Annotated in this window: 12 protein-coding genes and 1 pseudogene; 8 read left to right on the top strand and 5 right to left on the bottom strand. The window is 63.5% G+C overall.

Annotation, left to right across the window (positions count from 1 at the left end):
* The first annotated feature begins 45 nt into the window (after positions 1-45).
* From ELX51_RS11410 to ELX51_RS11375, 8 genes are all read left to right on the top strand, one after another.
* Positions 46-1,626 (top strand): ABC transporter substrate-binding protein, encoded by a 1,581-nt coding sequence (locus ELX51_RS11410; RefSeq protein ID WP_127753630.1) that lies wholly within the window; start codon positions 46-48, stop codon positions 1,624-1,626.
* 93 nt (positions 1,627-1,719) lie between these two features.
* On the top strand, positions 1,720-2,691 hold the full coding sequence (locus ELX51_RS11405; protein WP_282567555.1) for an ABC transporter permease: 972 nt from the start codon (positions 1,720-1,722) through the stop codon (positions 2,689-2,691).
* 2 nt (positions 2,692-2,693) lie between these two features.
* Positions 2,694-3,593 carry an ABC transporter permease gene (locus ELX51_RS11400; RefSeq protein ID WP_206524744.1) on the top strand — a complete coding sequence of 300 codons (900 nt, stop codon included), beginning with the start codon at positions 2,694-2,696 and terminating at the stop codon, positions 3,591-3,593.
* Positions 3,590-4,564, top strand: a complete 975-nt coding sequence (locus tag ELX51_RS11395; protein ID WP_127753628.1) for an ABC transporter ATP-binding protein — start codon at positions 3,590-3,592, stop codon at positions 4,562-4,564. Before ELX51_RS11400 ends, ELX51_RS11395 begins: the two co-directional genes overlap by 4 nt.
* A complete protein-coding gene (locus ELX51_RS11390) occupies positions 4,561-5,571 on the top strand; it encodes an ABC transporter ATP-binding protein (RefSeq protein WP_127753627.1) in 1,011 nt (336 codons plus the stop codon). Before ELX51_RS11395 ends, ELX51_RS11390 begins: the two co-directional genes overlap by 4 nt.
* 5 nt (positions 5,572-5,576) lie before the next feature.
* Entirely contained in the window at positions 5,577-7,097 is a 1,521-nt protein-coding gene (locus ELX51_RS11385) for a carboxypeptidase M32 (protein WP_127753626.1), read from the top strand.
* Positions 7,098-7,100: 3 nt separating this feature from the next.
* Positions 7,101-8,045 (top strand): isoaspartyl peptidase/L-asparaginase, encoded by a 945-nt coding sequence (locus ELX51_RS11380; protein ID WP_127753625.1) that lies wholly within the window; start codon positions 7,101-7,103, stop codon positions 8,043-8,045.
* 217 nt (positions 8,046-8,262) lie between these two features.
* The gene (locus tag ELX51_RS11375; protein WP_127753624.1) at positions 8,263-9,219 is read left to right on the top strand and encodes a nucleoside hydrolase; all 957 of its coding nucleotides are present in this window, start codon (positions 8,263-8,265) and stop codon (positions 9,217-9,219) included.
* Positions 9,220-9,291: 72 nt separating this feature from the next.
* On the opposite strand, the gene ELX51_RS11370 is transcribed toward ELX51_RS11375, so the two are convergent.
* The 5 genes and pseudogenes from ELX51_RS11370 to ELX51_RS11360 all read right to left on the bottom strand — a co-directional run bounded on the left by ELX51_RS11370 (position 9,292) and on the right by ELX51_RS11360 (position 13,366).
* A complete protein-coding gene (locus tag ELX51_RS11370; RefSeq protein WP_127753623.1) occupies positions 9,292-10,737 on the bottom strand; it encodes a hypothetical protein in 1,446 nt (481 codons plus the stop codon).
* A gap of 165 nt (positions 10,738-10,902) precedes the next feature.
* A complete protein-coding gene (locus tag ELX51_RS20040) occupies positions 10,903-11,064 on the bottom strand; it encodes a hypothetical protein (protein ID WP_164854844.1) in 162 nt (53 codons plus the stop codon).
* Between the two features lie 139 nt (positions 11,065-11,203).
* A pseudogene (gene rsgA, locus ELX51_RS11365) lies at positions 11,204-12,216 on the bottom strand (ribosome small subunit-dependent GTPase A); the annotation flags it as partial.
* A gap of 59 nt (positions 12,217-12,275) precedes the next feature.
* Positions 12,276-12,422, bottom strand: a complete 147-nt coding sequence (locus tag ELX51_RS20035; protein WP_164854843.1) for a hypothetical protein — start codon at positions 12,420-12,422, stop codon at positions 12,276-12,278.
* A 71-nt stretch (positions 12,423-12,493) separates the two neighbouring features.
* Positions 12,494-13,366 carry an ABC transporter permease gene (locus ELX51_RS11360; RefSeq protein ID WP_127755264.1) on the bottom strand — a complete coding sequence of 291 codons (873 nt, stop codon included), beginning with the start codon at positions 13,364-13,366 and terminating at the stop codon, positions 12,494-12,496.
* Positions 13,367-13,371: the final 5 nt, after the last annotated feature.

The raw sequence follows: 13,371 nt of genomic DNA, 5'->3' as shown, positions 1-13,371 counted from the left end.
TCAGTACAGGATTGAACAGTGGCGCCACGTAATCAAGGGGTTCAAATGCTTTTCCGGAAGAATGCCGTCCTCGCCCTCACCTTAGCCCTGATCGGCTCCACAACTCTGTCCGCCCAGGTCATGGCTGACGACCTGACGATCGGCGTGCGCGCCGGTCCTGACTCCATCGATCCGCATTGGTCGACCCTGGGTAGCCAGGCAGAGTCGCTGCGCCACATCTTCGATACGCTGATCGGCGTCGACAAGGACCTGCAGCTGCAGCCGGCGATCGCCACTTCGTGGACGCCAGTCGATGACGACACCTGGGAATTCAAGATCCGGGAAGGCGTCAAGTTTCATGACGGCTCCGACCTGACCGCCGAGGACGTCAAGTTCTCGATCGACCGCATTCCCCAGGTTACTGGCCCGATGAGCATGACCATCTACACCAAGTCGGTGGATTCGGTTGAGGTCATCGACGACTACACCGTGCATGTCCACACCAAGGGCACGGCCGCCACGCTCCCCAACGACTTCATTCGCCTGTTCGTTGTGTCCTCCGAGATCGGGGAAGTGGGCAATGAAGAGTTCAACTCGGGCAAGGCCGCTATCGGCACCGGCCCCTACAAGTTCGTGTCCTGGCAGCCCAAGGGCGACCTCGTCCTCGTGCGCAATGAGGAATACTGGGGCGAGCCAGCCCATTGGGAAAATGTCGTCCGCAAGGAAATCCCCAATGACGCATCGCGCGTTGCGGCTCTCCAGTCCGGTGAAGTTGACCTGATCAACTACGTGCCGGCGACCGATTATGCTGCCATGCAGAATGACTCGCGTCTCGACACCTTCATTGCTGACAGCGTCTACATCCTCAACATCACGCCGAACGTGAAGGACGAGTTGCCGGTCAAGGCCAAGGTGAACGGCGCCGAGATCGCTGAAAACCCGCTCAAGGACCTGCGCGTTCGTGAGGCCATGGACCTCGCCATCAACCGCGACATCCTCTCGGAAGTCGTGCTGGAAGGCCTGGGCAAGCCCGCCAACCAGCTGATGCCAGCCACCTTCTTTGGCGGCTCCACCGATCTGCCGGTTCGTGAGTACGACCTCGAACGTGCCAAGGCGCTGCTGGCGGAAGCTGGCTACCCCAACGGCTTCGAGCTCGACTTTGCCTGCACCAACAACCGTCTCCCCGGCGATGCTGCTGTGTGCGAGGCCCTGTCGCAGATGTGGGCGCGTGCTGGTCTCAAGATCAACGCCAATGCGCTCAACGGCACAGTGTTCTTCCCGGCCCAGCAGGCTGGCGAGTTCAGCCTCTGGCTTTCGGGCTGGGGTACGCTGACGGGCGAAGCCTCCTACACCTATGGTTCGCTGGTGCACACCGCTGATCCGGAAAATGGTCTCGGCGCGTTCAACAAGTCGGGCTATTCCAACCCAGAGATCGATGCTCTGCTCGAGGAAGGCTCGCGCACGCTGGATGATGAAAAGCGCCGTGGGCTCTACAAGCAGGCTACCGAGCTCTCGATGAACGACCGTGTGCTGATCCCGACCGTGATCATCCAGACTGTTTGGGCTGCCAAGGCCGACACGCTGACCTTCGAGCCGCGTGTTGACCAGGAAACACTCGCCCACCTGATCCAGCCTGTCGCTCAGTAAAGCTCTCGACGCCCGGCTGTTCAGCTGACAGCCGGGCGGTTCCCATCAACCTGTTGAGCCCGGTGGGGCTTCACGCTAGCGGATTTCCTGTTCTTGGGATTCTTCATCCAACGCATTTTTCAGGCAGCCATCGTCGTGGTGGTCATGTCGATCCTGGTGTTTATTGGCGTTTACGCCATCGGCAATCCTATCGATGTGATGATCGATCCGGCCTCAACCCAGGAAATTCGAGAAAACCTCATCCGGCAGTACGGCTTCGACCGGCCGCTGTACGAGCAGTATTTCGTGTTCGTAGGCAATGTGCTGCAGGGCGAGTTCGGCCAGTCATTCGTGTACCGCGTACCCGTACTTGATCTGATCTTTTCGCGCTTGCCAGCGACTTTTGAGTTGGCGCTGGGCGCCATTTTGATGGCCGCCGTAGTCGGTGTACCCCTCGGGATCTGGGCCGGCTACCGGCCACGGGCGTTTTCGTCCAAGGCCATCATGGCGCTGTCGATCCTCGGCTTTTCGCTGCCGACCTTCTGGGTGGGCTTGTTGCTGGTGCTGACCTTCGCCGTGCAGCTGCATTGGCTGCCTTCAGGCGGGCGCGGACCGACCAGCGACCTTCTCGGCGTGCCCTTCTCGTTCTTCACGCCCGAGGGCTGGAGCTACATCATCCTGCCAGCCTTTAACCTCGCGCTGTTCAATATGGGCCTGCTGATCCGGCTCGCCCGCGCGGGCACGCTTGAGGCGATGAGCTCAGACTATGTGCGCTTTGCGCGCGCTCAGGGCCTCAAGGAAAGCAAGGTCGTGGGCCTGCATGTGCTCAAGAACATCTCGATCCCGATCGTGACCGTGTTCGGCCTTGAATTCGGTTCGACCCTAGCCTTTGCGGTCGTGACCGAGACAATCTTCAACTGGCCCGGCGTCGGCAAGCTGATCATCGACTCCATCATGGTGCTCGATCGCCCCGTCATGGTGGCTTACCTCATACTGGTGGTGCTTCTTTTTGTTCTCATCAATCTGGTGGTCGATCTGCTGTACGGCATTCTCGATCCGCGTATTCGCGCGAGGCGGTCGGCATGAGCATGGTTGAAGATCTTCAGGTTGAAACCTGGCGCACGCGGCTGCGCGACTTCTGGAGCGAGTTCTCCGAAAGCAAGGTGGCGCTGGTTTCGCTGGTGGTCATCGTCGCCATCGTGCTGATCGCCATCTTTGCCCCCTGGCTGTCGCCGCAGAACCCCTATGACCTGGCCAAGCTCGACCTCTTCGACTCACGCCTGCCGCCAGGCAGCGTTGGCTCGGGCGGCTATGTGCATGTGCTGGGCACCGATGCGGCGGGTCGCGATCTGCTGTCGGCGATCTTTTACGGCTTGCGGATATCGCTGCTGATCGGGCTGATGTCGGGTGCCCTGGCATTGCTCGTTGGCATGACCATCGGACTCGTCGCCGCCTTCAAGGGCGGCCGGGTCGAGGCGCTGATCATGCGCGTGGTCGATCTGCAGCTCTCGATGCCGGCCATCCTGCTGGCGCTGGTGCTGACAGCCATGCTGGGGCAGGGGCTGTGGCAGCTGGTGACGGCTCTGGTCGTGGCGCAATACGCCTATTTTGCGCGCACCATCCACGGCTCGGCGAGCGCCGAACGCGACAAGGACTATATCGAGGCGGCCATTGCCACGCCCTTGCCGGCGCACATCATCCTCCTGCGGCACCTGTTGCCCAATTCGCTGCCCCCGCTCATCGTGGTGGCGACCGTGCAGGTCGCAAGCGCCATTGCGCTGGAAGCGACATTGTCGTTCCTCGGCCTTGGGCTGCCGCTCACCGAGCCCTCTCTGGGCGCGCTGATTTCCAACGGCTTCCAGTATCTACTGTCGGGCCGCTTCTGGATCTCGGTTTATCCCGGCGTCGCGCTGGTGATCACCATCGTTTCCATCAATCTTGTCGGCGATCAGGTTCGGCATGTGCTTAATCCGAGGCGCGGCCAATGAGTGATGCCGTTCTGTCTGTGGAAGAACTGCAGACCCATTTCTTTACCCGCAAGGGCGTACTCAAGGCCGTGGATGGGGTATCCTTCTCCGTCGGCAAGGGTCGCATCCTGGGGCTGGTTGGCGAGTCCGGTTCGGGCAAGTCGGTCACCGGCTATTCGATCCTGCGGCTGGTGGATGCACCGGGCAAGATCGTCGGTGGCCGCATCCTGCTGAATGGCACCGATCTGGCGAGCCTCGACAACGAGGCCATGCGCAAGACGCGTGGGGCCGTCATCTCGATGATCTTCCAGGATCCGATGATGACGCTCAATCCCGTGCTCAAGATCGGCACGCAGATGGTGGCGGCGCTCAAGGCGCATCTCAACATCTCCACCGCCGACGCGCGCAAGCGCGCCCGGGATGCCCTGGCGCTGGTGGGTATCCCTGCTCCCGATGAGCGGCTCGATGTCTACCCGCATCATTTGTCCGGCGGGATGCGCCAGCGCGTGGCGATCGCTATTGCGCTGCTGCACAAGCCCGCGGTGATCATTGCCGACGAGCCGACCACGGCGCTCGACGTGTCGATCCAGAGCCAGATCCTGGCCGAGGTGCGCCGGCTCGCCGACAGCACCGGCACGGCGTTTGTCTGGGTGACCCACGATCTGTCGGTGGTGTCGAGCCTAGCGGACGATATTGCGGTGATGTATGCGGGCCGCATCGTGGAGTCGGGGGAAAGCGCGGCGGTGCTGGCTCACCCCAAGCACCCCTATACGGCCGGCCTGATCGCTTCGGTGCCGAGCCAAGCCAAGCGCGGCGAGAAGCTGGCGCAGATCAAGGGTTCGACCCCTTCGCTGGCCAATTTGCCGCCGGGCTGCCCTTTCCAGCCGCGCTGCCCGCGCGCCACCGAGATCTGCCGAACCATGCCGCCATTGGCGCCGGTCGGCGACACCATGGTGCGTTGTTACCACCCCATTCTGGAGGGCGCGGCATGAACCAGCCGATCCTTGCCATCACCAACGCCTCCAAGCGCTTCGTGCGCCGCCCGGCCCTGACCGACAAGATCGCCCATAAGCTGGGCGGCAAAGACCGCACGCAGACCGTGCATGCGGTAACGGACGTCAGTCTGGGCGTGCAAAAGGGCGAGGTGGTCGGCCTCGTCGGGGAGTCGGGCTGCGGGAAATCCACCCTTGGGCGGATGATTGCCGGCATTTATGACCCGAGCGACGGGGCCATCACCCTTGACGGCAAGCCCGTGGCCACCAGCACCGGCGGGCGCCCGCGCAAGCTGACGACCCGTGTGCAGATGGTGCATCAGGACCCGTTTTCGAGCCTTGATCCACGCATGCGCGTGGGCGACACGGTGGCCGAAGGCCCCGTGCACCACAAGCTCGTGCCGGCCAGCGGCGCGGACAGCTATGTGGCCGACATGCTGCGCCGGGTGGGTCTCGATCCCAGCACGCGCCGCCGCTTTCCGCACCAGTTCTCGGGCGGCCAGCGCCAGCGCGTGGCCATTGCGCGCGCCCTTGCCATGCAGCCCGAACTGCTGGTGCTGGACGAGCCGGTAGCGTCGCTCGACGTGTCGATCCAGGCGCAGGTGCTCAACCTCTTCCTCGATCTGCGGCAGACGCTGGGGCTTACCGCCGTCTTCATTAGCCACGACCTCAGCGTTGTGCGCCACGTATCGGACCGCGTCGCCATCATGTATCTGGGGCGGATCGTGGAACTGGCCGATGCCGTGCCGCTGTTCGATGCGCCGGCCCATCCCTATACGCGTGCTCTGCTCGACAGCGTGCCCAAGCTGGGTGCCGGGCGCGGTGCGTTTTCGGCCGTGGTCGGGGAAATTCCCTCGCCGCTCAATCCGCCGCCAGGATGCCCGTTCCATCCGCGTTGCCCTCATGCCGGACCGCGCTGCAAGGTCGACCGTCCCGTTCTCAAGCCTGCCGCCGGTGCCCCCGGCGATGTTGCCTGCCACCTTTATGATGGTGGCACAGGAGCCTGATTGACATGACTGCTTACCAAGATTTCGTCGCGCGCTTCGGCGCGGTCAACGACGTGCTCAATGCCGTGAACATCCTCAACTGGGATGCGCGCACGATGATGCCGGCGCAGGCCAGCGTCACGCGCTCCGAACAGGTGGGCACGCTAACGGGCCTCGCCCGCGATCTGATCGTCGACAACAAGACGCGCGACCTGACCGCGGCCGCCGACGCGGAAACCGCTGGCCTGCCCGAAGATTCCATCGAGCGGCGCAGCGTGGTGCAGGCCAAGCAAGCCATCGAGTTCCACCTACGCGTGCCTGGTGAGTTGGTGCGGGAGCGGGCGGCTCAGCACTCGGTGGCCAATGACGCCTGGATTGCCGCCCGGCAGGCCAATGATTTTTCGATTTTTGCGCCTCATCTGGCCGAAATGCTGCGCCTCTCCAAGCTCTATGCCGATGCCATAGGCTGGCAGGAGCACCCCTATGATGCACTTGTGGGGCTTTATGAACCCGGCGAGACCGCCGCCAGTTTGACGAGTCTTTTCAGCGCCCTGCGGACCGGTCTTAAGCCGATCTACGACGCGGCCGTGGCGCGCCCGGCGCCGCGCAGCGACTTCTTGTTCCGCACAGTGGATCCGGCCCTGCAGCGCAAGTTCGCTGCCCGGATGGCGGAGGCATTCACCTTCGACCAGAACCGTGGGCGGCTCGATATTTCGGTGCATCCGTTCGAGGTGTCGTTCACGCGCAACGATGTGCGCCTGACCACGCGCTATCGTCCCAACTACATGCCGATGGCCTTGTTCGGCACGCTGCATGAAACCGGCCACGGGCTCTACGAGCAGAACATTGCGCCCGAGCTGACCCGCTCTGTACTCGCGACCGACCTCATCGGGCTTTATGCCGTGGGCGGCACGAGCTTTGGCGCCCATGAGTCGCAGTCGCGGCTGTGGGAGAACCATGTCGGGCGCAGTCGGTCCTTCTGGCAGCGGCATATGGACGATCTGCGCAGCGATGTGCCAGGCGTTTATGACGATGTCACCGCCGAGGAGTTCTACAAGGGCGTGACCCGGGTTTCGCCGGGCCTGACCCGCGTCGAGTCCGACGAGATGAGCTACGACTTCCACATCATGCTGCGGGTGGAACTCGAGCAAGCCATGCTCGATGGCAGCGTGGCTGTCGCGGATGTGCCGGGCGAGTGGAACAAGGCAATCAAGCGCGATCTCGGGCTCGATGTGCCCGATGACCTGCAGGGGTGCCTGCAGGATATTCACTGGTCGGTGGGTTACCTCGGCTCGTTCCCGACCTATACGATTGGCAACATCACGGCAGCGCAGCTGATGGAAACGGCGCGCAATAGCGTGCCCGAAGTCATCGGGGCGACTGAAGCGGGCGATTATGTGCCGCTCGCCGGCTGGCTGCGCGACAATATCTGGCAGCACGGCCGCCGCTTCTCGCGCGATGAACTGCTCCAGCGCGTGACCGGGCGCTCGCTCGAGATCGCGCCCTATCTCAACTATCTCCAAGCCCGTTATTCGGAAGAGGCATAAAGCATGGCAAGTCTTGTGATCCACGGCGGCGCCGGCACCATTCCGCGCGCCAACTTCACGCCCGAGACCTACCAGGCCGCCCGGGATGGCCTGCGTGATGCGCTGCGCGCCGGCTGGGACATCCTCTCCCGTGGTGGGTTGGCGGTTGATGCAGTGGAAGCGGCCGTGGTGGCGCTCGAGAACCACCCGAGCTTCAATGCCGGCCATGGCGCGGTGCTCAATGCCGCCGGCGACCATGAGCTGGATGCCGCCATCATGGACGGCCGCACCCGTGCAGCAGGGGCCGTCGCCTCCGCCCGTGCCATCCGCAACCCGGTGCGTGCGGCGCGCCGGGTGATGGATGACAGTGATTGCGTGCTCTTGTCGGCCGGCGGTGCCGATGCCTTTGCGCGCGAGCAGGGGCTCGAAATGGTGGAGCAGTCCTATTTCACGACGCCGCTGCGCCAGCAGCACTGGCTGCGGGCCCAGGAAGAAAAGGCGGGCCTGCTGATGCGGCCGCGCAGCGAAGCCGAAAAGCACGGCACCGTGGGTGCGGTGGCGTTGGACGATCAGGGCAATCTGGCCGCGGCGACCTCGACCGGCGGCTATACCTATAAGCGCGTTGGCCGCGTTGGCGACACACCGGTGATCGGGGCCGGCACCTATGCCTGCAATGGCGTGGTGGCGGTGTCCTGCACGGGCCTGGGCGAGTATTTCATCCGCCGTGGCACGGCCCATGACATTGCCGCGCGCATCCGCTATCGCGGGGAAGCTGTGGCGGATGCTGCACAGGCTGCCATTGCCGATCTGACGGAAGACCAGTGCGGCGCCGGGCTCATTGCGGTTGATTTCGAGGGCCGGATCGCCATGCCGCACAACACCGAAGGCATGTATCGCGGCTCGGTGACAGCCGATGGCACCGCTTCGGTTGGCGTTTATGCCGACGATTTCAGCGCCGTGCCGCTGTAAACCACACGGCGGGCGCGGTGACCGCGCCCGCCACTCGCGCGAAAATTAACACCCCTCTTGTGCGCCTAAGCCCTGACATCGCCGCGCTCCCGGGTTAAGCGGAAGCCGAGCGTCGCAACGCCCCTCCGGGGCGCGGCGGCGTAGGCGTTTTTAATGCCGTTTGGCTGGCCCGGACCAAAGTGCGGGCCAGCTACCCAGCGGCGCAAAGGGTAGTTTTATGGTTCGCAAGTTTATTCTCGATACCGATGGTGGCGTCGACGACGCGCAGGCGCTGCTGATGCTGATCGCAGCGGGGCGCACGCCGGATGCCATCACCACCGTGTTTGGCAATGTGGGGCTTGATGCCGCCACGCGGAACATTCTGGCGGTTCTTGCCGTGGGTGGGGCGGGTGATGTGCCCGTGCACAAGGGGGCGGCACGGCCGCTGACCCAGCCCATTATCGATGCCAAATATATCCATGGCGAAGATGGCCTTGGCGGTGCACCGCGGCCCACGCAAACGGCGCAGCCCGCCAGCGAAGATGCGGTTGGCTTCCTCGTTTCGAGCCTACGCGCAGCGGCCGCTGCCGGCGACAAAATCGATATCCTGATGATCGGGCCTTTGACCAATCTGGCGCTGGCCTTGCGCCTGGCCCCCGACATTGTGGGCGGCATCGGGCAGCTCACGATCATGGGCGCTACGGTTTACGGCCGCGGCAACACCACGCCCGCGGCAGAGTTCAATATCTATGCCGACCCGGAGGCGGCCGCGATCGTGTTCGGGGCCGAGATCGAGACCCTCGTGGCCCCCTGGGAGCCCTGCGTTACCCATTACATGACGGGGGCGGAAGTGGATGCGATGTTCGCTGCGCTCCCCGAGTGCTTCGAAAAGCAGTTCTCGCTGGCCCTGGCCCACCATGCCCGGCAGACCAATATCGGCTATGGCGGGGAAGACCATTTCCGCTTCGTGGACCCGCTAGCCGCTGCGGCCGTGATCGAGCCCGGCATCGTGACCAAGACGATCGAAGCATCGATCGATGTGGCGCTGGCACCCGGCATCACCCGCGGCATGACCGTGGTGGACCCCTCGGGCCGGCTTGGCACGCCCAAGGTGACCGTGATCGAGGAAGCCAAGATCGAGCGTTTGGTGGCGCTGTATCAGCGCTCGGTCGCGTATCGTCCCGCTGCCAGCTAAGGGCGGGGCGCCGCTGCCGACGAACCTGGAGCCAGACCGTTATGAGCGGTCGTCTCCAGGGTCACGCCCCGGCTAAAGCGGCGTGATGGCGAAAGCGCGATCAGCCACGATTGGCTGCAGCGTGAATTCAAGCGCTCCGTTGCGGCCACTGGCGACCTGCTGATCGACGGCCCGCCCATCCGAAGTGTTCCAGCCCGTCACCTGGTAAGTGCCGTCGGCAAGGCCAGGAACGCGGACCATGGTTGAGCGGGGGGAAACGTCGGTTCGCACCCGCCCATCGGCCGCCAGTTCATCGCCGCGCAACAGCCAGACCAGTGCCTGCTGGGCGTCGCCGCAGCCAAAGGCGTGAAAGCCTTCGGCGGTGATCTCGGCATTGAGGTTGCGGCGCCTGAACTCGGTCCAGTTCAGGAGCGGCAGGAAATCGGCCATGGATTTTTGCGCGCGGCGCATGCCGGGCGTCAGCACATGGGGATGGCGATTGGGCCAGCGCATGCCGCCGCCCGCCGCACCCGAGGCGAGATGGGCCCAGGCGATATGGCGGAAATACTCGTCGTCGAACGCTTCGGGCAGCGTTTTCTTCTTATCCTTGAAGCTGTGGATCGGGCCGTGCTCGGTATCGAGAAAGGGACGGTGGTCGCGGATCTCGGCGAGACTGTCGCGAACGATCTGGCCAAACAGGACGGCCGGCTGCACCGTGTCCTTGGGATTGTCGATCGGCCCCGAGCCATAGATATGGATGGTCGCGAAATCGAGATCCGGATGGCGGAAGATATGCTCGTGCAGAGCCATATGCGGCTTCCACGTCAGCTCCGGCCCAAATACGGAAACGGTCTGGGGATGGGCGCGGCCGTAGAGTTCGGTTTCCAGTTCACGGACATAGCTGGAGAGGTCATGGATGAATTCAGAAAAGTTGTCGGCGCTGTCGCCGGCTTGAGCGGGGTGAATTTCGTTCCACAGATCCCAAGCAAAGAGCGCGCCTGATCCACCCCAGCGGCGGGCGGCAAAGCCCAGCCTTGCCTTAATCAGCTGCCGGGTTTCGGGGCAGGTGAGGATCTCCGAGGGCGAGCGGAGCGGACCGCCATTGGCCGTGTTCCAAGGGTGCCAGCGCCAATGCAGCCAGGTCCAGAACGTATCAACCGGGGTCAGGAGCAGGCGCAGGCCGATGCGCTCGCAAAGGGCAAATAGGTCGTCCCAGAACTGCACCATGGAAGGCACGTAGCGGCCAGCGGGGCGTTCGAAATAGCGGTGCCGGACTTGGGCATATTCCAGCATCAGCCGCAGACAGGTAACCCCGCTGTCCTTGAGCCACAGCAGGTGTTTTTCGACACTTTCCACGTCGCGGCGGCGAAAGAGGCCATTCAGCTCGGGCCAGCTGATAGCGTCGTTCTGCCCGATGGGCGTCCAGGGGGAGCCGGTTTCATCGACAAAGTATGGCGCGTGACGCGCCACCGAGATCCAGGAGAGGGATGGGGTCGCAGCGGAAAGAAGCGAGCCGTCCGCGCCAACAGCCTTACTCATCCAAACTCCTGATATTTAACTCAAGCTGCGAGCCAAATGGTTCGGGCCGGACGGGGTTCCTCCTGGCATGGACACATCAATTGGTCCAGAGCGGAGTGGCGCCCACCGTGGATGAACTCAGTGGATCTTGGCCTCAGCAACGATCAAGAGGGTTGAAGCTGAACCTCACTTCCGCTCGCGCAGGGCCTTGCGGGCTCCGGCCGCGGCGCGGCGAATAATGGCGGCACGTCGATCGTCCTCGTCGGCAGCCCACATCGGGTCCACCTTGTCTTCCTTCATGATCAAATGGCGCGTCGGCTTGGTATCGGGATGCAGTTCAGCGTTCATGAGGGTGTTCTCCTGCATAGACGGTGCGCCGCTGATGGTTAGCGATGTGTGAAGAAGGTCGATCAAATCTGTTACATCGCGGGACTGTGATCTGGCGGTGATGCATTCCGCGAATAGCTCGCCCGCAAGTCAGCGAACCACCCCTTAATGGTCCAGCTTGGGGCTTGCCTAGTGGCCTTTGCCGCCGCTTTCCAGCTGCAGCTTTCGCCAGCGGGCCAAGCGCTCCGGGTCGAGCGTGCCTGCCGCCACAGCTGCGCGAACGGCGCATCCTGGCTCGTGATCGTGGCTGCAGTTGCGGAACTTGCAAGCGGGGGCAAGCTCAGTGATTTCGGCAAACAGCATGTCGATGCCTTGGCCGACATCCCTTAAATGCAGGCTGCGCACCCCGGGTGTGTCGATTACCCAGCCGCCAGCTTGAACGGCGTGAAGAGAGCGCGACGTCGTTGTGTGGCGCCCTTTTGAGTCAGTCTCCCGGACCCTTCCGGTTTGCTGTGGCGGCTCTCCGGTTTCACCCACCAGCGTATTGACCAAGGTAGATTTGCCAACGCCCGATGAGCCGACCACGGCTACTGTGGAGCCAGCCCCGCACCAGGGCTGCAGCGCTAACGCGGCATCAGGCGAGCGAGCGTTCAGTGTAAGCGCAACCAGGTCGCGCTGCAGGCCCTTGGCCTGGCGCAGGTAATCGGCTGGGTCGCTGGCCATGTCGGCTTTGGTCAAGACGATAACGGGTTCGGTTCCTGCATCATTGGCGAAAGCGAGGTAGCGCTCGAGGCGAGCGGTGTTGAAGTCGGCATTGCAGGAAACGACAACCAGCAGGGTGTCGACATTGGCCGCGACGAGCTGGGCGGGCCTTCGGCCCTCGCCGGGACGCTGCAACAGCGTTTTGCGCTCCAGCCGTCGGTGCAGGAGCCCTGTCAGGGGATCTGCGAGGACCCAGTCCCCAACGGCGAAGTCAGCCGTGTCGGTACGCACCGGTAGATCGATGTCGATCTGGCCAGTTACCGAGAGCGCGGTGAGCCTCGCACGGTGCACGGCATCGATCCTGGCTGGGGTAAACTCTGCCTCCCCGGCCGAAAGCTGGTCCTGGAGAAATGTTCCCCAACCCAGCTGGCGCAACGAATCTGCCTGGTCCGGGGGTGGGGGCGACTTCACGCTCCGGCCCTGACAAGAAGCAGTGTTTGCAGCCCGAAGGTCGATCCCTGCGAAGCCATCTACTGCTCGCTGGAGGTCTGGTCGGGATCGGTGTTCTCGGTTTCGCCGGCGGGTTTGAGCTTGGCTTCAGCTCGTTCAGCCTTTTTCTGCTTTTGCAGCCGCTCGCGTTCCCGCCGTTCGAAGTCGTAATTGGGTTTGCGCGCCATGGATGCCTCTTTCTGTATGTCTGCGTAGGTGAGGCTTTGGCGCTCAGATTGCAACCCGTCCGCGCGCTTTCCTACTTGGAGCGTGGATCGAGCGCATCACGCAAACCGTCGCCCAGCAGGTTGAAGGACAGCACGGTGATGAAAATGGCCATGCCGGGCCACAGTGCCATCCAGGGTGCGTTGCCCATGAAGCGCTGCGCCGTGTTGAGCATCGAGCCCCAGGACGGTGCCGGGGGCTGCAGCCCCAGTCCGAGGAAGGACATGCTGGCCTCTGCAATGATGGCCGCAGCAATGGTCAGCGTGCTCTGCACCATCAGCTGGGGCAGGATATTGGGTAGGATATGCCGGAAGGCGATGCGCCAGCGCGGATTGCCGACGGCGCTTGCCGCTTCCACATATTCTTCGCTCTTGATCTGCAGCACCTGGCCGCGCGTCAGGCGGATAAAGAGCGGCATGGCGGTGATGCCGATGGCGAGCATGGCATTGGTCAGGCTGGGCCCGAGAAAAGCGGCAAGTGCAATGGCAAGGATCAGGAAGGGGCAGGCCAGCATCGCGTCGGTAAAACGGCTGATGAGGCCATCGACAAAGCCGCCGATGAAGCCGGCGGCGAGCCCAAGCGGGACGCCGATGGCGATAGCAATGGCGACCGAGGTCAGGCCCGCCATCAGCGAAGCGCGGGCGCCATAGATGATGCGCGAAAGGATGTCGCGCCCGGCCTCGTCGGTGCCCATCCAGAATTCCGCGCTTGGCGGCTTGCGGACGGCCGTCCAGCTTTGGGCCGTGGGATCATAGGGTGCGATAAGGGGCGCGAAGATCGCGACCAGCACCATGAACACTACGATGATCAGGCCGAACATGGCGCTTTTGTGCCGCACGAGGCGGCGCCAGACGCGATGTTGGGTCCAGGCGGTCCGTGGGTTGGTGCGCGGCGCAGAAGAAGAGATTGCGG

Source organism: Devosia sp. 1566, from assembly GCF_004005995.1.
Taxonomy (GTDB): Bacteria; Pseudomonadota; Alphaproteobacteria; order Rhizobiales; family Devosiaceae; genus Devosia.
The sequence above is the reverse complement of the archived record's forward strand: the minus strand, read 5'-3'. Positions and strand labels throughout refer to the sequence as shown.